Source organism: Pseudomonas khavaziana (assembly GCF_036704165.1).
In the GTDB taxonomy this organism is placed as follows: domain Bacteria; phylum Pseudomonadota; class Gammaproteobacteria; order Pseudomonadales; family Pseudomonadaceae; genus Aquipseudomonas; species Aquipseudomonas khavaziana.
Window position 1 is genome coordinate 4223236 of sequence record NZ_CP129946.1, and the last position, 22860, is coordinate 4246095.

At 61.6% G+C, this 22860-nt stretch carries 19 protein-coding genes; 8 read left to right on the top strand and 11 right to left on the bottom strand.

All coding sequences use genetic code 11. The annotated features are described in order from the left end of the window. Positions 1-44 precede the first annotated feature (44 nt). Entirely contained in the window at positions 45-791 is a 747-nt protein-coding gene (locus QYQ93_RS18595; RefSeq protein ID WP_043048775.1) for an alpha/beta hydrolase, read from the top strand. 89 nt (positions 792-880) lie between these two features. Here QYQ93_RS18595 and QYQ93_RS18600 read toward each other — a convergent pair whose 3' ends face one another. Continuing rightward, complete coding sequence (locus QYQ93_RS18600) at positions 881-1333, bottom strand: hypothetical protein (RefSeq protein WP_338475222.1); 453 nt, start codon at positions 1331-1333, stop codon at positions 881-883. A gap of 312 nt (positions 1334-1645) precedes the next feature. On the opposite strand from QYQ93_RS18600, the gene QYQ93_RS18605 reads away from it, so the two are divergent. Both QYQ93_RS18605 and QYQ93_RS18610 read left to right on the top strand, forming a co-directional pair. Then, positions 1646-2509, top strand: coding sequence for a LysR family transcriptional regulator (locus QYQ93_RS18605; protein WP_043048778.1), 864 nt, complete (start codon positions 1646-1648; stop codon positions 2507-2509). A gap of 58 nt (positions 2510-2567) precedes the next feature. Next, a complete protein-coding gene (locus QYQ93_RS18610; RefSeq protein ID WP_338475223.1) occupies positions 2568-3572 on the top strand; it encodes a LacI family DNA-binding transcriptional regulator in 1005 nt (334 codons plus the stop codon). On the opposite strand, the gene QYQ93_RS18615 is transcribed toward QYQ93_RS18610, so the two are convergent. The 6 genes from QYQ93_RS18615 to QYQ93_RS18640 all read right to left on the bottom strand — a co-directional run bounded on the left by QYQ93_RS18615 (position 3569) and on the right by QYQ93_RS18640 (position 10634). Continuing rightward, on the bottom strand, positions 3569-4294 hold the full coding sequence (locus QYQ93_RS18615) for an SDR family oxidoreductase (protein WP_043048781.1): 726 nt from the start codon (positions 4292-4294) through the stop codon (positions 3569-3571). The two genes, QYQ93_RS18610 and QYQ93_RS18615, sit on opposite strands and share 4 nt — an antisense overlap. A 245-nt stretch (positions 4295-4539) precedes the next feature. Continuing rightward, positions 4540-6072 carry an FGGY-family carbohydrate kinase gene (locus QYQ93_RS18620; RefSeq protein ID WP_338475224.1) on the bottom strand — a complete coding sequence of 511 codons (1533 nt, stop codon included), beginning with the start codon at positions 6070-6072 and terminating at the stop codon, positions 4540-4542. A gap of 4 nt (positions 6073-6076) precedes the next feature. Further along, a complete protein-coding gene (locus QYQ93_RS18625; RefSeq protein ID WP_043048784.1) occupies positions 6077-7168 on the bottom strand; it encodes an alcohol dehydrogenase catalytic domain-containing protein in 1092 nt (363 codons plus the stop codon). A gap of 27 nt (positions 7169-7195) precedes the next feature. Continuing rightward, a complete protein-coding gene (locus tag QYQ93_RS18630) occupies positions 7196-8188 on the bottom strand; it encodes an ABC transporter permease (RefSeq protein ID WP_043048785.1) in 993 nt (330 codons plus the stop codon). Continuing rightward, a complete protein-coding gene (locus tag QYQ93_RS18635; RefSeq protein ID WP_338475225.1) occupies positions 8154-9662 on the bottom strand; it encodes a sugar ABC transporter ATP-binding protein in 1509 nt (502 codons plus the stop codon). Before QYQ93_RS18635 ends, QYQ93_RS18630 begins: the two co-directional genes overlap by 35 nt. Before the next feature lie 51 nt (positions 9663-9713). Next, entirely contained in the window at positions 9714-10634 is a 921-nt protein-coding gene (locus tag QYQ93_RS18640) for a substrate-binding domain-containing protein (RefSeq protein WP_338475226.1), read from the bottom strand. Positions 10635-11322: 688 nt separating this feature from the next. On the opposite strand from QYQ93_RS18640, the gene QYQ93_RS18645 reads away from it, so the two are divergent. After that, positions 11323-12024: a sterol desaturase family protein gene (locus QYQ93_RS18645; RefSeq protein WP_043051329.1), complete on the top strand. Its 702-nt coding sequence runs from the start codon at positions 11323-11325 to the stop codon at positions 12022-12024. 5 nt (positions 12025-12029) lie between these two features. Here QYQ93_RS18645 and QYQ93_RS18650 read toward each other — a convergent pair whose 3' ends face one another. The 4 genes from QYQ93_RS18650 to QYQ93_RS18665 all read right to left on the bottom strand — a co-directional run bounded on the left by QYQ93_RS18650 (position 12030) and on the right by QYQ93_RS18665 (position 17828). Then, on the bottom strand, positions 12030-13475 hold the full coding sequence (locus QYQ93_RS18650; RefSeq protein WP_338475227.1) for a hypothetical protein: 1446 nt from the start codon (positions 13473-13475) through the stop codon (positions 12030-12032). Between the two features lie 166 nt (positions 13476-13641). Further along, complete coding sequence (locus QYQ93_RS18655; RefSeq protein WP_338475228.1) at positions 13642-14706, bottom strand: lipocalin-like domain-containing protein; 1065 nt, start codon at positions 14704-14706, stop codon at positions 13642-13644. Continuing rightward, complete coding sequence (locus QYQ93_RS18660; RefSeq protein WP_338477274.1) at positions 14696-17158, bottom strand: ABC transporter permease; 2463 nt, start codon at positions 17156-17158, stop codon at positions 14696-14698. Before QYQ93_RS18660 ends, QYQ93_RS18655 begins: the two co-directional genes overlap by 11 nt. A gap of 1 nt (position 17159) precedes the next feature. Then, entirely contained in the window at positions 17160-17828 is a 669-nt protein-coding gene (locus tag QYQ93_RS18665; RefSeq protein WP_043051335.1) for an ABC transporter ATP-binding protein, read from the bottom strand. A 273-nt stretch (positions 17829-18101) separates the two neighbouring features. On the opposite strand from QYQ93_RS18665, the gene QYQ93_RS18670 reads away from it, so the two are divergent. The 4 genes from QYQ93_RS18670 (at position 18102) to QYQ93_RS18685 (ending at position 22805) form a co-directional block, all read left to right on the top strand. Further along, the gene (locus tag QYQ93_RS18670; protein WP_043051336.1) at positions 18102-18782 is read left to right on the top strand and encodes a histidine phosphatase family protein; all 681 of its coding nucleotides are present in this window, start codon (positions 18102-18104) and stop codon (positions 18780-18782) included. Positions 18783-18964: 182 nt separating this feature from the next. Next, positions 18965-20620 carry a lipid IV(A) 4-amino-4-deoxy-L-arabinosyltransferase gene (gene arnT, locus QYQ93_RS18675; RefSeq protein ID WP_338475229.1) on the top strand — a complete coding sequence of 552 codons (1656 nt, stop codon included), beginning with the start codon at positions 18965-18967 and terminating at the stop codon, positions 20618-20620. Positions 20621-20646: 26 nt separating this feature from the next. Continuing rightward, positions 20647-22164, top strand: a complete 1518-nt coding sequence (locus tag QYQ93_RS18680) for an ArnT family glycosyltransferase (RefSeq protein WP_338475230.1) — start codon at positions 20647-20649, stop codon at positions 22162-22164. A 332-nt stretch (positions 22165-22496) separates the two neighbouring features. Then, the gene (locus tag QYQ93_RS18685; protein WP_043051339.1) at positions 22497-22805 is read left to right on the top strand and encodes a DUF6124 family protein; all 309 of its coding nucleotides are present in this window, start codon (positions 22497-22499) and stop codon (positions 22803-22805) included. The last annotated feature ends 55 nt before the right edge of the window (positions 22806-22860 follow it).

The window sequence follows — 22860 nt, forward strand, 5'->3', positions numbered from 1 at the left end:
CTTGGTAAAAAAGCCGTTATCACACGGCTGCCCTGGACCTCTTGATGAAACCCAGCGTTTTCCTAAAAAGCCTGGCCTGCATCGGTTGCTGGCTGACAGCCAACCTGGCGCTGGCAGAGCCCTTGATTGCCCCTACGGCGATCAACTGGCTGCTGGACTGCCCCCTTCCCACGACCGCGCGCCTGGACCCCGAGGTAGTCGGACGTACCCAATGCGGCCTGGTCAGCGTGCCCCGCGATCATGCCGCCCCCGAGCGCGGCCACATACGCCTGAGCGTGACCCGCGTCGGCGCAAGGCAACCGCTCAACCGAGAAGGTGTTGTGTTCATCCAGGCCGGTAAGCCTTCATCAGCCAGGGAAGCGCCTTTCGCCCTGCATCTGGCCAGCCGCTGGGAATCCCTTGCCACCCGCGCCTATCGAACACTGGTCGACCGTTATGACGTCATCGAACTGAGCGCCCGCGACCTGCGGCAGATGAATGCGGTCGAGCAAGCCGCACGAGACATGGAATTCGTACGCGGGCAACTCGGCGAAGCACGTCTCAACTACCTGGGAAACGACACCGCCACCCGCCTCGGCAGCCGCTACGGCGCGCTGTTTCCCGAGCGCGTGGCGCGCATGGTATTGATCAATGCCGCGCCTGGCGAACCTATGGCCATCGGTGTCGAGCAACTCTTGCTCAAGGAGTCGAATGCCGACGGCTGTGTCAGCCGCTGGCTGGGGGACTTCCTGGCCTTCGGCAAACTACCACCGCCGTCCGCCCGTTGCCTTGACCTCGGCGCCTGGCGTTGATCAGCACATTTACGACCTCCTGCCACCGAAGACTCGCGCGCTACGCCGCAAACGCCAAATGCTTCCCGATGTGAGAACACCAAGCCCCCTCATTTTTTTGCCTCAACCGTAATTGACTTGATATCCACACCCAGATATTCGCTCGGGGAAGAAGCATCACGAAATAAAATCAAAATTTGCGTACGGCCAGGTTTTTGTGGTGTCCACCGAGCAACCTCGGTGTGCCATTCACCGTCAGCGTCTGGCGCGGGGATCGAAACCCCACCACCGGTATCGCCAATAGCGGTAACAACAATACTTGACACGTTGACACCCTGGGGCAGGCGCATGACTAACTTCACCTGCACTTCCTCAGTTCCAAATGCCTGCGGGAATACTTTCCTCAGGTCTGCCGAAGAGTCAATGATCGGCGCACTGAAGTATGAGTCCAACCCATCCGGATTATCTGCTCGGATAGCGTGCACCCCTGAGGTAGAGAACCAACCGTGCAACGGGGCAGGAGAGAAAATTGAAACATCATTGATAACGCTTGAACCGCTCATACTAAATTCCTTGTATTCGGTATCGGGGGGTTTAGTTTCAACAAGCGATTGGACGGCACCTCAACCACTCTTCCGGTCATTCAAACGCGAGAAAAAAGAACCGTCTACTGTCAGAACTGACAGGTACCTTATGGTAGGCCTAACCTCACCGCGCAGCAGCTCGGCTATGCTGGCGCCCGTGCAGGTGACTGATCCAACATCCTGGTTGGCTGCCAGGCCGCCATCGAGGGCAAGTGGAGCGCCCCCCACCTTTTTGAACGCATTCCAATCCACCTGCCTCTACAATGTCCCCCATTCATCCCCGGGGGCTTCATGGATATCGAATTGGCACGCACCTTTCTGGAAATCACGCGCTGCGGCAGCCTGGCCGCAGCGGCCGAGAAGCTGCACGTCACCCAGACCGCCATCACCGCCCGGGTGAAGAACCTGGAGAGCCAGCTGGGCAGCACGCTGTTTATCCGCAACCGTGCCGGTGCGCGCCTGACCGCCGATGGGGAAGCCTTTGTGGTGTACGCCAACCAGCTGCTGCAAACCTGGGAGGCCGCACGCCGTGATCTGCCGTTGCCCGATGGCTATCGCAATATGCTGCATATCGGCGGTGAGGTAAGCCTGTGCAACCCGTTGATGCTCGGCTGGGCCCAGGCCCTGCGCCAGCAGATTCCCGGCCATGCGCTACGTACTGAAATCCGTGAGGGCGAGTACCTGCTGCGCCAACTCGAGTTGGGCGTGCTGGACGCCGCCCTGGTGTTTCAGCCTCAGTATTGGCCAGGCTTACAGGTGGAGCAGGTGCTGGAAGAAAAACTGATCCTGGTACAGCTGGCGAGCAAACCAGAGCCCTACGTGTATATCGACTGGGGCCAGGGTTTTCGCCAGCAACATGACGCCGCCCTGCCCGACAAGGCCCGCGCCGCGTTGAGCTTCAACCTCGGGCCGCTGGCGTTGCAGTACATCCTGGAAAATGGCGGTGCCGGCTATTTCCGCACGCGAGTGGTGCAGAGCTATCTGGACAGCGGCGTGATGCAGCGGGTGGCCAAGGCACCGGAATTCAGCTTCCCCACCTACCTGGTTTATTCACGGGCGCGGGACTCGGCGGTGCTGCAACAGGCATTGGCGCTGCTGCGCGAAGTGGTCAAGGCTGAAAGTGACTGGTCGCAACGCTGGGATCCGCTGATTTGAAGCACCGGATGCCGCCGCGCATGCTAGCCTGCGGGTGTGTCCTTTTGCAGCCTTACCGATGAACAAGAAAAAGTCCGTCACCATCAGCGACATCGCCAAACGCGTCGGCATGACCACTATCACGGTGTCCCGGGCGCTGAGCAAACCCGACCTGGTCAAACCCGCCACCCTGGCGCGCATCCTGGAGGTAGCGCGGGAGCTGGACTATGTGCCCAACGCCTTCGCCCGTGGACTCAAGCGCAGTGAGAGCCTGATCATCGGGGTGATTACCGCGTCGGTGGACAACCCGTTCTACAGCGAGATGATCAAGGCGATTTCCCGCGAGGCGAAAAAGCACGGCTACACCATCATGCTGGTGGACACCGATGAGCTGGAGGAACTCGAGAGCAAAGCGGTGGATACCCTGCTGGGCTACCGCGTGGCGGGGATCATCCTGTCGCCGGTCTCCGATGAGCCGAGCTACCAGCCCGATTACCTGGAACGCCTGGGCAACGGCAAGACCCCGGTGGTGCTGCTTGATCGCACCCTCCACGACAGCCCGTTCAGCCGCGTGGTGCTGGACAACTACCACAGCGGCCTGCAGGCCGCACACCACCTGCTGCGCCAGACCCCGAACTTCAAGCGCCTGCTGGTGCTGACCGGCCCGGAACATTCGCGAATCACGGTAGAACGCCTTAAGGGCCTGCGCGAAGTGCTGGCCGAACACCCGCACATTCAGGTCGAGGTGCAGGCCGGCGACTACACCTTGATGCCGGCGTATTTGCACACCCTCGACTACCTGGCCAGCCACTCGGCGCCGGATGCGATCATGGGTTTCAACCAGTTGATCACCCTCGGAGCCCTGCGCGCATTGCGCATGCACAACATCTCCCACGACAGCCTGACCATCTGCGGTATCGACCGCCTGCCCTTCGCCGATATCTTTGGCGTGCCCATCGCCTGCGTGGCCCACGACGCCTCCCTGGCCGGCAGCAGCGCGGTACGCCTGCTGCTCGACCGGTTGGAAGATCCCTACAAGCCACGGGACAAGGTTGTGATCGCCGGTCAGTTGGAAAACGGTTAGCGGCTGGTGTAGCCACCGTCGATAGGCAAGCTCACGCCGCTGATCATGCTCGCCGCATCGCTCAGCAGGAACAGCACCGGCAACGCCACTTCCGCCGGTTGCGCAAAACGCCCCAAGGGAATCGCCGCCAGCGCCGGGTCGCGCTTGGCCGGGTCGGACCAGGCCATGCTTGCCATCGGCGTCAGCGTCACGGTGGGGTTGACGCTGTTGACGCGGATGCCAAAACGGCCCCATTCGGCGCACTGCACGCGGGTGATCGCATCCAGGGCCGCCTTGGAGGCGCAGTAGCCGAGATGGTCATCCAGCGCCACCAACGACGCCTGGCTGGAAACGTTGACGATACTGCCGGCGATGTTCGCCGCGATCATCTTGGCCGCGACACGGCTGGCCACCTGGGCGGCGGCGCGGGCGTTGACGTTCATCACCTGGTCGAAGGCGTCTGCGCTGATGGCAGCGGCGGGCTCCAGGCGCGAAATGCCGGCGCAATTGACCAGGCCGTGCAGGGGCGGCAGGTCTTGCAGCACTTTATCGAGGGCCGCGCTGTCGGCGATGTCCACACACAGGGAGTGGCAGCCCAGTTGGGCCAAGGCTTGGGCGTCGCGGCCGAGGGCAAAGACTTCGGCGCCGTTGGCAATCAACTGCCGCGCGATTTCCCGGCCGATACCGCTGCTGGCGCCGGTGACGAGGATGCGGTGGTGGGTGAAGTTGAAGACTGCGTTCATAGATAAAAATCTCAAGAACAATGAAGATCCACTGTGGGAGGGGGCTTGCCCAAATGCCAATCAGTTAAGCGGTCATCGCCTTCTGTAGGAGCGAGCTGGCTCGCGAAAAACGTCAACGATAACGCGTGTTTGCTGAATGAACGCGGCGCCTGTAAGTTTCTCGCGAGCAAGCTCGCTCCTACAAAAAAAGCCTTAACTGACTGGCATTAGGGCTTGCCCCCTCTCACATTTTTTTCTGTATTGAGTCAGGTAGCTTGCAGGTTGTGCATGATCGGTTTCAGGGCCGGGTATAGCTTCAGGTACTCGGCAAACCCTTGGTCGTAGACCGCGACATTCTCGCGCTTGGGCTGCGCCCGTTGCTGCAGTTGCACCCAGCCTGTATCCATCGCCTCATCACTCACCAACCCCACCGTATGCGCCGCCAATAACGCCGCGCCCAGGGCCGCTTCAACCTCCTGGACAATGGTGTAGACGGGGTAGCGCGTGACATCCGCGATAATCTGCATCCACAGGTCAGAATGGCTCGCCCCGCCCACTACAATCAGGCGCGGATCCAGTGAATGTGCGCCCTGGGTGCCTGCTTCGATATTGTGGCGCAGGGCAAAACTCACCCCTTCCAGCACTGCGCGGTACAGGTGGATACGGCTGTGATACAGGTTGAGCCCGACAAAACTGCCGCTGGCGCGGTCGTCCCACACCGGGCTGCGCTCACCCATCAGATACGGCAGGAACAACAGGCCTTCGCTGCCCGCGGGGATCTTCGTCGCGCTCTGCTCCAGCAGCACCAGGCTGTCTTGCCCCGACGCCTGGGCCTGTTGCTCTTCGGCCTGGCAGAACTGCTCGCGAAACCAGCTGACCGAGGCCCCCGCGGTGATCGCGCCGCCGAAGATGTACAGGTCGCGATGGCCGTTGTAGACGTGGGGCATGCTGACCAAGCCATGGCGGGCATCCACCTGCTGGTTGAGGTAACCCCAGCACATGCTGGTGCCAATCATCGCCACATGATTACCCGGCTGGGTCACGCCTGCGGCCAGGGTCGCCATGGCCGCGTCCACGCCGCCCGCGAGAATCGGCATGCCCGCCTGCAAACCCAGGCGGGCCGCCCAGTGCGGCAACAGCCCACCCACCACCTCGCCGGAATACAACAGGCGCTCGGGCATCATGGCCAAGGGAATCTCCAGCGCCGCGAGCATCTCCTCGGACCAGCCGCGCTCGGCCACGTCATACACACCGCCGATATTGCCGGCGCTGCTGTGGTCCACCGCCAGCTCACCGGTCAGGCACCAGTTGATATAGCTGTTGGGCGGCAACAGGTAGCGGGTATTCGCCCACACCTGCGGCTGATGCTGCTTGAGCCAGAGCATCTTGGTGAAACCGTAGTAGCTGTCCACCGAGTTGCCGGTCAGCGCAAACAGCCGGTCCAGGTCCACGTGCTCACGCACCCACTCGACCTGTTCGCCGGCGCGGCGATCCATCCAGATCAGGCACGGGTGCAGCGGCGTCATCTGCGCATCCACGGCAATCCCCGAACCGCCGTACAGGCTGCTGATGCACAGCGCCTTGACCTGCTGCGCCGGCACGCCAGCCTTGGCCATGCACTGGGCCACGCACGCCTCGACTGCATCCAGCCACACCTGCGGCCATTGCTCGGCCCAGCGCACTTTCGGGGTATCCACCCGATAACCCTGGCTGTGCTGGGCGATGATCGTGCCCTGGGCATCCACCAACAGCGCCTTGGTGCTCTGGGTGCCGATGTCGACACCCATGACGTAGTGCATGCCGTTACTCATGGGCGGGCAGCACCGGCTTCAACAGCACCTTGATCGACTTGGTCGAGTTGGCCAGTTCGAAGGCTTCGGCGAAATCGTCCAGCGGGAAATCATGGGTGACAATGCCTTTGGAGGTGACCAGGCCGCGTTCGAACAGGTCGATGGCAATCGGGTAGCAATACGGCCCAAGGTGCGCGCCACGCACGTCGAGTTCCTTGCGGTCGCCGATGATCGACCAGTCGACGCTGGTCTCGGCGCCGAACACGCTGAACTCGACAAACCGCCCGAGCTTGCGGATCAGGTCCAGGCCCTGGGTGACGCCGGCCGGTACGCCGGTGGTTTCGATATAGACGTCACAGCCGTAGTTGTCAGTGAGGCCATTGATGATTTCGCGAGCGTTGTCACGGGCCGGGTTGATCACCACATCGGCGCCGAATTTTTTCGCCAGTTCCAGGCGCTCGTCGACCATGTCGATCACCACCAGTTTTTTCGGGGTCTTCAGCGCCGCCACCTGGACCATGCACAGGCCGAGGGTGCCCGCGCCGGCAATCACCACCACGTCGTCGAGCTGGATATCGCCACGGTTAACGGTATGGATCGAGCAGGCCATGGGCTCCACCAGCGCCGAATCCTCCAAAGACACTGCCTCGGGAATCCTGTGCACGATGGCCGTCTTGGGAATGCGCATGTACTGGGCCATGCCGCCTTCGGCCACTTCGCGCTGGAAGCCGAAGATGTTGTGCACTTCGCACATCCAGTATTTGCCCGATTTGCAGAAGCGGCACTTGCCACAGGGCACGATCTGTTCGGCGATGACCTTGTCACCGACCTTGACCTCGAAGTGTTCCTCGGCGCCCTCGCCCGCTTCCACCACGTAGCCGAAAAATTCATGGCCCGGCACCACCGGCGCCTTGACCCAGGGGTTGTCACCGCCCCAGAACATCGCCGCGCCCGAGTGGCACTTGCAGTCGCTGGCGCAGATGCCACAGGCGGCGATGCGGATCACCAATTCATTGGCGCGGGCCTGGGGCTTGCCGATGCGTTCCAGGCGGTAGTCTTTCGGGCCGTGGCAGACGACGGCTTGCATATGGGTGTGCTTGTCCATGGTGTTCGGTCCTGTGTAGTGAGGTATTTATCGATGACGCTGACGGCTGATAAAGATCGCCAGCAAAATGATCCCGCCCTTGATCACGCTCTGCACGTAAGGCGACACGCCGAGCATGTTCAAGCCGTTGTTCAATACGCCCAGCAGCATGGCGCCGAGCAAGGTGCCGACGATCACCCCGCGTCCGCCGGCAATCGATGCGCCGCCAAGCACCACGGCGGCAATTGCATCCAGCTCGAACGACACGCCGGCATTCGGCTGGCCGCTCATCAGGCGCGAGGTGAGCACCAGCCCGGCAATCGCCGCGGTGAAGCCGCTGATGCCATACACCAGCAGCTTGAAGCGCGCTGCGCGCACCCCGGACAAACGCACCGCTTCTTCATTGCCGCCGATGGCGTAGATGTAGCGGCCGATACGCGTGTGTTGCAGCAGCACATAGGCGGCCAGGTAAGTGAGCAGCATGACCAGGATCGGCACCTGCATACCGAACACGCTGCCGCGCCCGAAAAAGGCGAACCACTCCGGCAACCCGGAAATCGGGTAACCGTCGGTGTACATCAGCCCGAACCCACGGGCGATGCCCATGGTCGCCAGGGTGACGATGATCGGCGGCATGTGCAGGTAAGCCACGAACAAGCCGTTACCGATGCCGAACGCCACGCCCACCAGCAACCCGGCGCCAATCGCCAGGCCGGGAGGCACACCCGCGACCATCAGCCCGGCAGTCAAGGTGCCGGACAGCGCCATCACCGGCCCCACCGACAAATCGATGCCACCGGTAAGAATCACGCAGGTCATGCCCACCGCGATAATCGCGTTGATCGACACCTGGCGGGCGATGTTGGACAGGTTGCTGGCGGTGAGAAACGTGTCGCTGGCAAGGATCATCACCAGGGTCACCACCACCAGCCCCACAAACGGATAAAACGCCGGCGAGCGCAGCAGCCGCGCCAGGTTCAGGCGCAAGCGGCTGGTGCCTGCGGTGTTAATGGACGTATTCACTTGAGCCCCCTGTTGCATGGCGCATGACCTCTTGAGGATTGACGGCGGACGCTTCCAGCAGCTTGACGATCGCGCCCTTGTGGAACACGGCGACGCGGTCGCACATGCCGATGACTTCGGGCAGTTCGGAAGAAATCATGATGATGGCGTAGCCCTGTTCGGTGAGGCTGCGCATCAAGGCGTAGATCTGCGCCTTGGCGCCGACGTCGATGCCACGTGTGGGTTCATCGAACACCAGCACGTCGCAGTGGTGATTGATCCAGCGCGCGATCACGACTTTTTGCTGGTTGCCGCCGCTGAGGTTGAGCACCCGGCTTTCGCCGCTGGGCGCCTTGATCGACAGCTGGCGCATCAGCGCTTCGACGCTGGCGCATTCCTTGGCCGTGTCGATCAGCCCGCTGGCGTTCTGGTACTTGGGCAGGTTGTTCAGGGAAATGTTTTCGCGAATGCTGAAATCGGTGATCAGCCCTTCGCTCTTGCGGCTTTCCGGCAGCAGGCCGATACCATGGGCGAGTGCCTCGGCCGGGTCATTGAGGCTGATTTTTTCGCCGCGCAGCCACACGTCCTTGCTCACCGACGGCAGCGCGCCCATCATGCCCAAGGCCAGTTCGGTGCGGCCCGAGCCCACCAGCCCGGCGAAGCCGAGGATCTCGCCCTTGTGTAGTTGGAAACTGTTATGCGGGCCGTTGCGTACCAACTGGATGTCCTTGACCTCCAGCAACAGCGGACCGCGCTCGCCGGTGGGCTTGGGCGGGAAGCTGCATGCCAGGCGCCGCCCCACCATCATTTCCACCAGGCGGTCGATATCGCTGTCGGCCACATCGGTAACGCCCACATTGCCGCCGTCGCGCAACACGCTGATGCGATCGCACACCTGGAAAATCTCTTCCAGATGGTGCGAGATAAAAATCACCGCCACGCCCTGGCGCTTGAGTTCGCGCATGATCTCGAACAGCAGCTCGGCTTCGCTGGGGGTCAGGGTTGCGGTGGGTTCGTCGAGTACCAACAGGCGCGCATCCAGAGCCAGAGCCTTGGCGATTTCGACGAACTGCTGCTCGGCCACGCTCAGGTGTTTGACCGCGCAATGCAGGTCGATACTCACCCCAAGGCGTTGAAACAACGCCTGCGCCGCCGCGGCCATTTCGCGCCTGCGCAACAGGCCGAAACGGTTGCTCAACTCATGGCCGAGGAAGATGTTTTCCACGGCCGTGAGGTAGGGAATCAGGCTGAATTCCTGGAACACGATACCGATACCGGCGGCAATCGCGTCACGGTAGGTCGCAAATTGCCGGGGCTGGCCGTCGATGAGGATCTGCCCTTCGTCCTGATGCTCGACACCGCCGAGGATCTTCATCAGGGTGGATTTTCCCGCGCCGTTTTCGCCGAGTAAGGCGTGGATTTCACCGCGCTCCACTTGCAGGTTGATCGACTTGAGGGCCTGCACGCCCGGGTACCGCTTACAGATGTTTTCCAGCTTCAGAAGACTGCTCATACCGCCGACCTCGCGTTCAGGGCCCCACGGCGAGCGTGGGGCTTGAGGGGTTTACCAGCTGAAATCCTTGGCCTTGGCCTGGTCGATCAGGGTGATGTCCACCGGAATGGTGGCGGGTACTTGCGAGCCCCACTTCTTGGCCAGGGCAATACCCAAAGCCAAGCGGATCTGGTCACGGGGGTATTGGGCCGAGGTGGCGATGAAATGGCTGCCGGGCTTCTGGATCGCCTTGATCGCTTCCGGCGCGCCATCGACGCTGACCAGCTTCACATCCATGCCGCTGGCTTCGATGGCCGAGAGTGCACCGAGGGAGCCGTTGTCATTGACGCTGAAAATACCCTCGAGGGTGGGTTGGGCCTGCAACATGTTTTCGGTGACGGTCAGCGCCTGGTCACGTTCCTGCTTACCATTCTGGATGCTGACGATCTTGATGCCCGGGTGCTTGGCCACCGCCTCTTTGCAACCGCGCACACGTTCGAGGATCGGCACCACGGCAATGCCGTCGAGGATGGCGATATTGCCTTTGTCACCGATGTTTTTCGCCAGGTATTCACACGCCTGGAAGCCAGCATCGAAGTTCTTCGAGCCGACGAACGAATCCAGCGGGCCGTCCGCCTGGGCGTCCACCGCCACCACCACGACGCCCGCGGCATGGGCCGACTTCACGGCCGATTGCACACCGACCGAATCGGTAGGGTTGATCAGCAGGATATCGATGCCTTTTTGCAGCATGTCTTCGACGTCACTGACCTGCTTGGACACGTCGTGACGGGCGTCGGTAATGATGAGCTTTGCACCGATGGTCGCGCCGGCTTCTTCCAGGGCGTTTTTCATGGTGACGAAATAGGGGTTGTTGATTTCCTGGAACGAGGCGCCGATGCGAATGGGCGCAGGTGAGGTGGCGGCAAATGCCTGAGTGCCGAGGGTGATGCCGGCAGCCAGTAAACACAGGGTCTTCGAGAGCATTTTCATGGCGTGGGTCTCTGTTTTGTTTTTATTTTTAGAGCAAATGTTATCGTTAACATTTTACCAGAAGCTAACAAGTAAATCGGACCTGCGCAAGCCTCCACTGGTCGGTCTCGATCAAAATGTGGGAGGGGGCTTGCTCCCGGTAGCGGTGGGTCAGCCACTGATGTATCACTGACATTCCATCATCGGGGCATGGGTATTTACACAACTGAGTAGCAGCCAACGGTAACCACGATGCGCAGCGAGCCGCTCTTGATCTTGATCTGCTTTTGATCTCAGGCGCCCCGTCAAACCACGCTGGCCGGAATTCGACAGGGATTTGGGGGGTAAACCGGCAGGGATGCCGGTTTAGCCGCCCCGCGCCATGGATGGCGCGTGGCGGCGGCCCCCCAAATCCCTGTCGGATTACGGGCACACCGAGCCTGGGCGAGGTGCCGAGTGGTGGGGCAAGAGCCCTTTTGGTTACTTTTGGGGCTCTTTTCCAAAAGTGACCCGCTGTAAAAGCGGAACCCTAAGTGGCCGTTACCGCAGCAATGGATATGTACCCGGCCTGATCCAACATCCTGGTCGGCTGTCAGGCCGCCATCGGGAGCAAGCCCCCTCCCACATTAGGAGCGGGGCTCCAAAAAATTCGCACATTGCGCCCCATCCACTAAGCTCAGTCCCTGACAAAAAGACCGAGCAGCCCACCATGGTCCATCCCACCGAAACCTTCCGCGCCCACTACCGCGCCAACGTGCATCGCCATTACAACCCCTGGCTGCACGCCACGTTCGTCCTCGGCTACGGCATCATCTGCATGACCCTGGCCTGGTCCGCCACCGCCGACATCACCGCGCTAGAGTGGCTGACCGTGCCCTTGACCCTGGTGTTCTTCAACCTGTGCATCTACCTCGTACACCGCCACCTCGGCCATCACAAACATGGGTTCGCTCGGCTGTTCTACGCACGCCACACCGGCGACCACCACAGCTTCTTCACCCCTGGGCACATGACCTACGACAGCCCCCGGGACTGGCGCGTCATCCTGTTCCCCGCCTGGCTGATCGTGCTGCACAGCCTGGCCATCACCCTCCCCGCCTGGTGGCTGCTCAAACAGTTGAGCCCCAACGTCGCCGGGTTGTTTGCCGGGTGCATGATCCTCGGCTACCTGCTCTACGAAGTGTTCCACGCCTGCGAACACTTGCCCGCTGAACACCCGGTGGCGCGTCTGCCGTGGATTCGCCAGATGCACCACCTGCACGCCCTGCACCACCGTCGCGAGCTGATGCAGGGGCGTAATTTCAATATCGTGCTGCCGTTGATGGACTATCTGTTTGGCACTTTGCATTGGGAACCCACGGTAAAAAAAAGGGGCAGTCCAACTGGACTGCCCCCCGCTTCACACACATAGATCAATCAGTGCACGATGGTCTGGCTGCAGATGTGGCCGAGGCTGACGTATTGGACGTTATTGCCACCCACGCCCACACCAGGGAACTCCCTGAGCTCGATGCGCCAGCCGCCCTCGTTGAACCAGGTTTCCCAGTTGTAGGTCTGGCCCGAGGCGCTGTCCGGGTACCGCACTTTGTAGTCGCCAGAGCAGGTGCCCAGCGCGACATTCCCCGAGGCTGCACCGGTGATGCCGGTCTTGGCCTCATAGTCGACCCAGTTGTAAGTGGCGCCAAAATGCTTGTCGACACGCAGTACAGGGGTGACGCCGCGCAGGGGCTCGCCAGTGCTGTCTGACCACTGGGTGCTCCAGCTCAGATTGCGGGCCGCCTGGGTGGCCAGTTGGAAGATCGAGCTGGGGATGCGTACCACGTTATCGCCGTTCACATTGTGCTGGTTCAGGCGTGGCGCCGAACCGAGGGTCAGCTTGTATTGAGCCTGAGGGTTCAGTGCCACCGCTGGATTGGCCCGTACACGCACCTTGACCGTGTAGCCCGGCGTCAGGTTGGGATAGGTGGAGGTGGAGCCCTGCGGGACTTCCACCCACTTGGTGCCATCGAACCGTTCGAAGATCCACTGGTTACGCGTGCCCGCACCGTCATCGCCCAGGAACATGCCCACACCTTGGCCACGCAACGAGACGAAGGAGAAGTAATCCACGTCATTGACGCTGTCGAGGTTACCAGTCACCTGGTTCAAGGCATCCGGCAGCGCGAACGCGGTTTGCTCAGTGTCATTGGGCTCGTAGGCATCAATGTTGCTGTCCACCGCCACGCCGAAACTGAACTGCGCGTTACTCGCGGTATTGGCCACCATGAACCAGTAGTAGTCACCGGCCGGCAACACGCCGTTGAGGTATTCATCGGCACTGCCAGGGTTATCCGAGGTGCCCAGTGGCGTCAGGTTACCCTGGCCGTCGTCGTGGAACAGGGTCAACGACATGTCCGTACCGGCGCTCTGGTTCAGCAGTTGCACCTGGATTCGCGAGTTTTTCGGCAGGTTGAAGTGATAAGCGATTTGCGCGCCGGTCTCCACCCCGGTAACGGTGTAAAGGGTATTGATATCCAGGGTCGGAAACAGCGGCGTGAATGCAGCAATTGCAGACTGCTTCGCTTGCGCCGGATCAGGTTTTTGCAACGCCTCAACCTTGGTGTCAATCGCCACGTTGCTGGCGACTGCTTTGCTCTTGACGACTTTGGACTGGCCGCTCTTGGCCGCGTTGAGCTTTTGCTTGAGCGCGTCCGAAACGGTGGCCGTCTCCAGCGTGCCGCCAGGTTTCAACGCTTTGTCCACGGCCTGCTTGACCGTCTGTGCGCTGAGTTTCAGAACAGGTTGCTCGGCCAGGGCGAAGGCCGAAACGAAGCAGGAGGCCGCCATGGCCGCGCCCAGCATAAAGGCTTTTTTCGATTTCATTTTTTTATCCATCCATAGTTAAAAAATTGAAGCTCAGGTAACCGGTGACATCCGGTCACCTGGGATGGACTGTAGGACAATGCTGTATGGATGTACAGTATTTTTTCAATATTTTATGGGACTGCTTCGCTCGGGTCGTAGGAAGAGTCGGCGAGACTGCAGCGTCCTAATACCCCGTCATCTCCAGATACCCCACCCCCCCCTCAAACCGCACCGGCCCTTCCCAGTACGGGATGCTCAAATTCATCCACGCCTTTGGATTGACCGCCTGGGTAGTGATATCCAGCTGTTTGCCAGGAATTTTCAGCGACCAGCGCGTAGGAATGCTGCGCCCGTCGATGCCCGTGGTGGCGAGCGGTGTCAGTTGGATATCGGCGTTGTGCAGGGTCTCGGTGTGGCCTTGGGCGTCGATCCAGGTCCCGGTGAGGTAACCGCCACCGTCTTTTTGCCGTACGCGAAACAGCATCAGTTGCTCGCCACGGTCCAGGTGCAGGGAAAACCAGTCCCAGCCGGTCTGGCTGGCAGACAGGGGTTGGCTGCTCCATTCGCGGTCGAGCCAGGCCGGGCCGCTGACCTGGTAAGTCTGGCCGTCGAGGCTGACGCTGCCGCTGGCAGTGAAAAACGGCTGGCTGTAGTAGTACGACGCCTGGCCCTGGTCGGATTTGCGGCTGTAGCCCTTGTCGCCTTGCAACACCAGCGGGCGGCTGGAGGTCAGGCGCAGGTCGTAGGCGAATTGGGCACCGCTGGCCTTGAGTTGCATGTCGGCCAGGGGGCTGGCGGCGCCGGGGTGGGTGGCGAAGTTCCAGTCGTCGATCCAGGCGTTGAACGGCACCGCCTGGGCTCCGGCCTGGCCGACGCCGCCGCGGGCCAGGCGTTCTGCGGCGTAGTGGCGGGTGGCCGAAGTGACGGCGGCGTGACCGAGCCACACCGTTGAATCGTGCCAGCCCGGTTGCGTGGGACCGGCCTTCAGCGCATTGCGAAACAGCGTCCATTGCACACCGAAGACATTGCCCTGGGCATCCTTGAGGTTGGCGGTGACGTACCACCATTCGATACGAAAGCCTGGGTGCGGGCCATGGTCCTCGGGAAAGCTGAAGACTTTGCCGGGCACTACCTGAGTAAAGTCCGCCGCCTCACTGCCCAGGCCGGCGAAGCTGGTCTCAGGCGCGGGCGTCTTGTCGCATGCGCTCAGCAGGAACAAGGCGGCGCAGCACAAGGCCTTAATCTTCATGGGCAAAGGTCCTCAACAAATCCGCCGGGCGGCTGCGGTACAACTGCCACAGGGGCCAGGCAGACGCCAGCAACGTGGCAACCATCGCCAGCCCCAGCAATTGCGCAAGCTGCCACGGGAACACCTGCAACGGCAGGCGCCAACCGAAGGCCTGGACATTGATCACCGCATCCAGGCACCACGCCAGCAGCAGCCCCAACGGCAGCGCCAGGATCAGCGTGAGCAACGCCAGCAGCCAGGTCTGGCCCAGGTTGAGCAGCATCAGCTGGCGTCGTGTCACACCCAATGCCCATAGCGGCGCGAGTTGGCCGAGGCGGCTCTGGCTCTGGGTCAGCAGGCTGATGAACAACGCCACGCCAGCCACGCCCAGCGTAAGGCTGTTCAACGCGGCGGTGGCGGCGAAGGTGCGTTCGAAGACCTGGCTGGACCAGCCCTTGAGTTGCTGTTGATCGACAATGCGGCTGTCTTCGAGGGCAAATGCACGCTGCACTTCACCCACCAGTGCCGGCACGTTCTGGGGCGCCACCCGCAGGTTGAAACGCGCCGGTAACAGTGTCGGCCAGTGCGCCAGCAAGTGCCGGGCATTGACCAGCAGATGGCCCTTGGGATTGCCATAGTCGGCGTAGATCCCGACGATCTGCGGCGCCCAGCTTCCCTGTGGCGTAGGGATCGAGAGGGTATCGCCCAACTGAACGTTCAAGCGTCGCGCCAGTTGCTCGCTGAGCATCACGCTGTCGTCTTGCAGCAAGCGGTCCCAGGGTGCGTTTGCAGCCTCAAGCAACGGCCAGTGCTGGCGATAGGTGGGGTCGTCGACCACGCCGAACACGTCTGCCGGCCAGCCTTGCAGTTGCACCGCGGCCTGCCAGGTAGGCAACACTGCCTGCACCAGCGGCTGGCGTGCCAGCCAGGCATTCAGTTGCTCGGCCTGGGCCGGGTTCTGCGGGTTGAGGTACAGCTCGGCGGTCAGGCGCTGCTCCAACCAATGGTTGAAGGTCTGGCGGAAACCCGAGGTCATGGAGCCGGCGCCGATATTCGCCGCCAGGGCCAACAGCAGCGCCATCAACGCCAGGCTCAGGGCCGGCAGTTGCTGGCGGCAATCGGCGAGGAACCACTGGCCGAGCACCGAGCGACTGCGACCCAGCACGGCTTTCAACAGCCCGTTGAGCAGCACCGGCAAGCCCAGCGCGGCGCCCAGCAGCAACGCCGCCATCAGCACAAAACCGGCGGCCAGGCTATCGCCCAGCCAGAGCGCCAGCAGCGCGATCAGCAGTGCCGCGCACGCCACCCAGCCCTGGCGCCGCAACCAGCGCCCATGGGCCTCATGCCAGGCTTGGGCGTTGGCCAACGCCAGTAAGGGCAAGCGCGCGGCACGCCACAGGCTGCTGGCCCCGGCGAGCAGTGCGCCAAGCAGGCTCAAGCCCAGGCCGGCGAGCCACCACCAGGGGCTCAAGCTCAGTTGGCCCGGGACTTCAGCGCCATACAGGCCACGCAAACTGGCGGCCACATCCGGCAGCAACAGGCTGGCCAATACATATCCGCTGGCGATGCCGAGCAAGCCGCCCAACAACGATAAAACCCCCAGTTCCACGCCCAGGCTCAGGATCAGCATCCGCGCGCTGACGCCACAGGCACGCAAGGTGCGCAGCAGGCCACGGCGTTGTTCCAGGGCCAGGCCGATGGCCGCGTGCACGATAAACAACCCCACCACAAAGGATAGAAAGCCCAACGCATCAAGGTTCAGGTGAAAGCTCTCGGTGAGGCGCGCGAGGTTGTTGTCCTCACCCTGCTTGAGTTGCAGCGCGACGGGGGGCGTGGGGCGGCGGGCGGCGAAGGTGTTGTCCAGCAGCAAGCGTGACAGTTGCCCCTGCATGTGGAGCAAGGGTTGGGCAAACGCAATATCGGTCAGCAGCAAACCCGGCGCCATGTCCGCCTGTACCTGCAATGGCGGCAGGGTGTGCCCGTTGACTGTCTGCGGCTGATCGCCCTCGTGCAACCCAAGCGCCTGCAAGGTTTGCGCAGCCACCCAGGTACGCCCTGGCGGGGTGAAAAACGCCAGCATCTGCGCCTGGCTCAAGCGTTGCCCCGCCACACTGCCACTGCCGGGCAACGACACCGGGTCGATGCCCATCAGTTGCAGGCGCTGTTGCTCGTGCCCCTTGAGTACCAACCGTCCCTGCACCACCGGGGACACCGGCCACCCGGCGCGGCGCAGTTGGGCAAACAGCGCTTGCGGGAAACTGGCGGCGTCCGGCGCATTCAGGCTGGCTTGGGGCTCACCACCGATCAACTGGCTGGCGCGGGCATAGCTGTCCCGTGCCTGGCTGTTGAGGGCCTGCACACCGGTCAATAACGCCGTGGCCAGCCACAGACCGGTGAGCACACTGAAAAACTGCACTGGGTGACGTCGCCAATGGCTTACCAACGCACGCAACGTCCAGTAGAACAGCGCCATCTCAGCGCGCATCCATCGGCACGACACGGCCATGATGCAGCACCACCTGGCGGTCCAGGCGTGCGGCCAGGCGTGGGCTGTGGGTGACCATCAACAGGCTGGTGGGGCTGTCGCGCAGCAGGTCCAACAGCAGTTGCAGCACCTCATCGCTGGTGGTTTCGTCGAGGTTGCCGGTGGGCTCATCGGCCAACAGCAAGCCTGGGCGCGATGCCAGGGCTCGCCCCACCGCTACTCGCTGTTGCTGACCTCCGGACAGTTGCTCAGGGTAACGCTTGAGCAAATCGCCCAGGCCCAGGCGCTCCACCAACTGCGCCTGCCACTGTGCATCGAAACGCCCGGCCAACCGCGCCTGGAACGCCAGGTTGTCCTCCACGCGCAAGCTGCCGATCAGGTTGAACTGCTGGAACACCAGGCCGATTTCAGTGCGCCGCCAATGGGCCAATTGCGCCTCCGTCAGTTGGTCGAGGCGCTGCGCGCCGATTTGAATGCTGCCGCCATCCACACGGTCCAGCCCGGCCACCAGGTGCAACAGCGTACTTTTGCCGCTGCCCGACTCGCCCATCAGCGCCAGGCTGCTGCGCTCCCCCAGGTAGAGGTCGACACCCGCCAGGACGGCCAACGGGCCTTGGGGGGTGGCGTAGTTTTTTACAACACCTTGCACCTGCAACATAAAAACGCTCGTAGGAAGGACTGCCAACGAGAATAACGGCTGATTGTGCAGCCCATGCAAATTTTTCACATGGATTTCACTGCCTGCCCATCCTCGACACTTTAGATTGCGCGTCAAACGGCGATAAGCCGCAACTTATTAGTTAGTGCACAGAGTGTTGTTAATAGGCAGGTGTTCAGCAAAAAGACAGCAGCGCTATGACAGGCTCCTGTTCCACAACGGGCAACTGCCCATTCACTGTGCGTGTTTATAAACACAACAATAGAGCCAAAGGTGAACAGCGTGGCAGATATGACCCTGGCCAACCCTAAACTCAAAGGGGCACGGTTAAAGCGCCTGAAAAAATACCGCCTGCATTTGCTGGGTATCACTGTTACCGCCGTTCTTCTGACGGGCTTCCTGTTATGGCCGGTCTCGCCGCTGGACCTGGGCGTCGGCAACCGACTGGTAACCTCGGGGGTGCTCGCCAGTTGGCGCAATGGTGACGTGGTCGTGCTGGTGCGCCATGAAGAGCGGTGCGACCGCTCCACCAACCCCTGCTTCGGCCCCGCTGGGGGCCTCACAGTCCAGGGCAGCCAACGCGCCGCGCAACTGGGCAAAGCCTTTGATTCATTGGGCATGGAACTCACCGACGTGCTCAGCAGCCCCACCACGCGCACCGCCCAGACCTCACTGTTCATGTTCGGCAAGACCGAGCTGTCGCCGGGGCCCCTTGCCATCTGTGGTGACGCCATGGGCGAGGAAATCCTCGGCCACAAACGCAGCGGTCGCAACCTGATGCTGATCACCCACAGTGCCTGCATGAGCGACTTCCAAAAGTCGCTTGGCTTCCCCCACGCTGCCGCCGCCGAATACGGCAGCGCGCTGTTCGTCAAGGTATTGCCCAACGGCGAATTCGAGGCATTGGGCACTATGAACATGCGGCAATGGACGGTCGCACTAAAACAACTTTAAACACACTTTTTTACATATATCACGGTTATTACGTTCAGCAAAACGACAGCCCAGTTATGGCATGTTCGCTTGCACCTGTTAGTTAAGTATCCCCTCAATGGTTCAGTGAACATCGTGACTCTTCGCCCTGCATATTTAATTGCCTCATTGTGTCTTATTGAACGTCATGGAGCGACGTACTCATGACCCGCTTGAATCCCCTGCCTTGGTTATTACTCGGCTTTGCCGTCTTCTTCCTGCTGCCCTTGGGCTTGCATGGTTTGTGGACTCCGGATGAAACCCGCTATGCCCAGGTCAGCCAGGAGATGCTGATGAGCGGCAACTGGGTGGCACCGCACTTCATGGGGGTGCGTTACTTCGAGAAACCTGCCGCCGGCTATTGGCTGATAGCCCTCGGCCAGGCCGTGTTCGGTGAAAACCTGTTCGGCGTGCGCATCGCCTCGGTGCTGAGCACTGGCGTGAGTGTGCTGCTGGCCTACCTGCTCGCCCGGCGCTTGTGGAACGATCCGCGCAAGAGCTTCGCCTGCGCCCTGCTGTACATGAGCTTTGGCCTGGTGGCCGGGCAAGCGGGGTATTCCAACCTCGACCCGCAATTTACCTTATGGGTGAACCTGAGCCTGGTAGCGCTGTGGTTTGCCCTGGACAGCCGCACACCCCGCGAACGCCTGGGGGCCTGGGCAGTGTTGGGGTTGGCCTGCGCCATGGGGTTTATGACCAAGGGTTTCCTGGCCTGGCTGCTGCCGGTGCTGATCGCTGTGCCTTACCTGCTCTGGCAGCGCCGCGTGGGCGAGCTGATGCGTTACGGGCCGCTGGCAGTACTGGTCGCCGTGCTGGTGTGCCTGCCGTGGGCCCTGGCGATCCACCTGCGGGAACCGGATTACTGGCATTTTTTCTTCTGGCATGAACACATCCGCCGCTTTGCTGCCGACAACGCACAACATGCGCGGCCGATGTGGTTCTTCCTGCCGATCATGGTGGTGGCGTGCCTGCCGTGGGCCGCCTTGTTACCCACCACATTGCGCAAGACCTGGCAGGAAAAGCGCCAGCCGACGATTGCCTTTCTCGCCCTGTGGCTGCTGCTGCCCCTGGGCTTTTTCAGCCTGAGCAAAGGCAAGCTGCCCACCTACATCATGCCGTGCCTGTTGCCCCTGGCATTGCTGATGGGTCACGGGTTGATCGACCTGATCAAGCAAGGCAAGGCGCGCACGATCGTGATCAACGGCGCGGTCAATTTCACCCTTGGCATGGTCGCCATGGTGGTGCTGATTTACCTGCAAATCACCGACCCGCTGTACGGCAACAGCCATGCCGAGATGTTCAGCCTGTCCCTGGTGTTTATCGTGCTGCTGGGCTGGATCCTCGCCAACCTGCTGCAAGCAGTACGGCCAATGACGTTATGGGCGATGCCGGCCCTGGGTATCGGCTTGCTGGTGGCATTGTTGCCGGCGGGCATGCCGGCGCTGATCGCGGATAACGAAATGCCCGACCAGTTCGTGCTTGAGCACCTGGAGGAACTGCAGCAAACCCAGGCTTTGCTGAGCAACGAACTGGGGGCCGCGTCGGCCTTGTCATGGCGCTTGCGACGGCCGCAAGTGGCCTTCTACAGCACCGTGGGCGAGTTGCGCTACGGCCTGCATTATCAAGACTCGGCACACCGCAAGATCACGCTGGATAACGTCCAGGCCTGGTTGGCCGAGGCTCGCCAGCAGGGCTCGGTCGGCGTGCTGATGCGAGTCAGGAGCACCAGCGAACATCGCGAAGAAGGGCAACTGCCTCCCGGCGGCAAGCGTTATCGCAAAGGCAACCTGGTACTGACGATTTACCCACGACAACCTTAATGCAGTGCCTGCCACAGGGAACACCCATGAGCTTCTGGAGAACCGAACGCGACGCCTTGGCTGTATTGCTGGGCACCTCGGCCTTGCTGTTGCTATTGGGCCTGGGCAGCCGCGACCTGTGGGGGCCGGAAACCCGCTGGGCGAACATCGCCTTGCAGATGCTGCAAAGCGGTGATTACTTCGATCCCTATCTCAAAGGCACGCCCTACTACGACAAACCCCTGCCTTCCTACTGGCTGATTACAGGCTTCGCCCACCTGATGGGCGGCCTGGGGCCGTGGTCGCTGCGCCTGTCATCGGTGATTGCCGCATGGCTGAGTATCTGGCTGATCTACCTGATTGGCGAACGCCTGTTCCGCAAGGGCACCGGGTTGATTGCCGGCTGGATGCTCGCTACCACCTTCTACTTCCTGTTCTGGGGGCGAGTAGCCACCGCTGATGTGCTGACTGTGTGCGGCGTGCTGGCGGCGGTGTGGTGGTATTGGCGTGGGCCGGACGACACACGACTGGGGCGCTACACGGTATTTTTCCTGCTGTTGGCAGCCACCTCACTGTTCAAGGGCTTGATCGGTTTCGTGCTGCCGGGGCTGCTGCTGTTGCCGCACCTGCTCAACGAGCAGCGCTACAAACGTCACCTCAATCTGCGCCTGCTGCTGGCCGTATTCATTGCCGCAGCGTTCTACGCGATTCCTTTCGTATTGTCCCACTACTACAGCGCGCCCACTTACGGCCAGAGCGGCCTGGAACTGGTACTGCGGGAAAACGTGGTGCGCTTCTTCGACCCCTTCGATCATATGGGGCCGATCTACACCTACCTGATCTACCTGCCGGTCTACACCCTGCCCTGGGCGCCCTGCTGGCTGCTCGGCCTGTGGCTGGCCGTGCGGCACTGGCGCCACACCCCGCCCAACGTGCGCTGGCTGGTGTGGGGCCTGGGCCTGTTGTTTGTGTTCTTCACCGCCAGCGGCAGCCGTCGCAGCTACTACGTACTGCCGCTGGTGCCCTTTGCCCAATTGCTCGCTGCCTGGTGGCTGAGTGAACGCCTGCAAACAAGACCGGCGAGTTGGCCGCGCTGGCAGAAAGGTATTGGACTCGGCGCAGGCTTGATGGTGTTGGTGCTGGGCGTGATCTACCCCTGGACCAACGGCAACGGCGGCGTGACCCGCTTCGCCGCAGACCTGCAGGTCCAAGCGGTGAAAAGCGCACCGTGGAACCAGTGGCAAATGGTGCTGGTGGACGTCGACAACAAGCTGCCGATGTACCTGCAAAACCATGGCAAGCCCTACTACTACGTCAGCGAAACCCAGGACTTCCCCCGCCAGGGTGACAGCGCCGCATTCATGGCCTGGCTGGACAAAACCAGCGGCCAACGCTTCGACCCGCAGCGCACGATTATTGTCGCGCAGTATTCCAAGCAGGAGCCGATGCCGCTGGCGTTCCTGGGGGTGGATCATCAGGTGGTCACCACGCAGCCGGATAATGGCGAGCGGTGGTTCCAGAAGCGTGAGGGGGGGAGCGTGGCGTTTGTGCCTGGACCACGCTGAGCCTGTGTCACTACTGGCCTTTCGTCATGGTTTGTAAAGGGCCAGCAAGTCGTATCCCTTTAAATTGCAGGACGTTTCCGAGACAATCCCCGCCGCCTTGTGCCGGTTGGAATCGGTGGCTAGTCTGCGATCCGTCACTGCTCATCAGTGATCGGGTTTAGTCGCCCGGATTCCAGTTGTGCGCAAGCTGTCACCCTGCTCATGGTGGCTGTGCGCAGGGCACCTTCGGGTGCGCCGGATCCAACTGGCCGGTCGACTAACCTGCGTACAGCCGCCTCCCAACGTTTAGTCGCGAAGGGTTCGGCTCCTTAGCTACCAGTTGGAGTTACACCATGAATAAAGTCCTACCCGACCCACCCTTCGACCCTGCCAAAACCCGCGCCGCGTTCAATCGCGCCATCGACCACTACCTGCCCAGCCAGGGTTTCCACAGCGTCAACGACGACCTGAGTTTTGAAGATGCGTTGCTGTACACCGCCAGCCTGCTCGACAGCGCTTCGGCGACCGCGCTGGATTGTGGTGAATTGCTGGATAGCCCAGGGCGCGCGAAGATTTTGGCGGTGTGGCATTTGCTGGAGATTGCCAGGACCACAGTAGATCGCTCTATCGAATGCCTGAAGCCCTTGAAGGCCACAGCCTAAACGCGGTCGAAAAGTGTGGGAGCGGGCTTGCTCGCTCCCACATTTGATCTTCGCT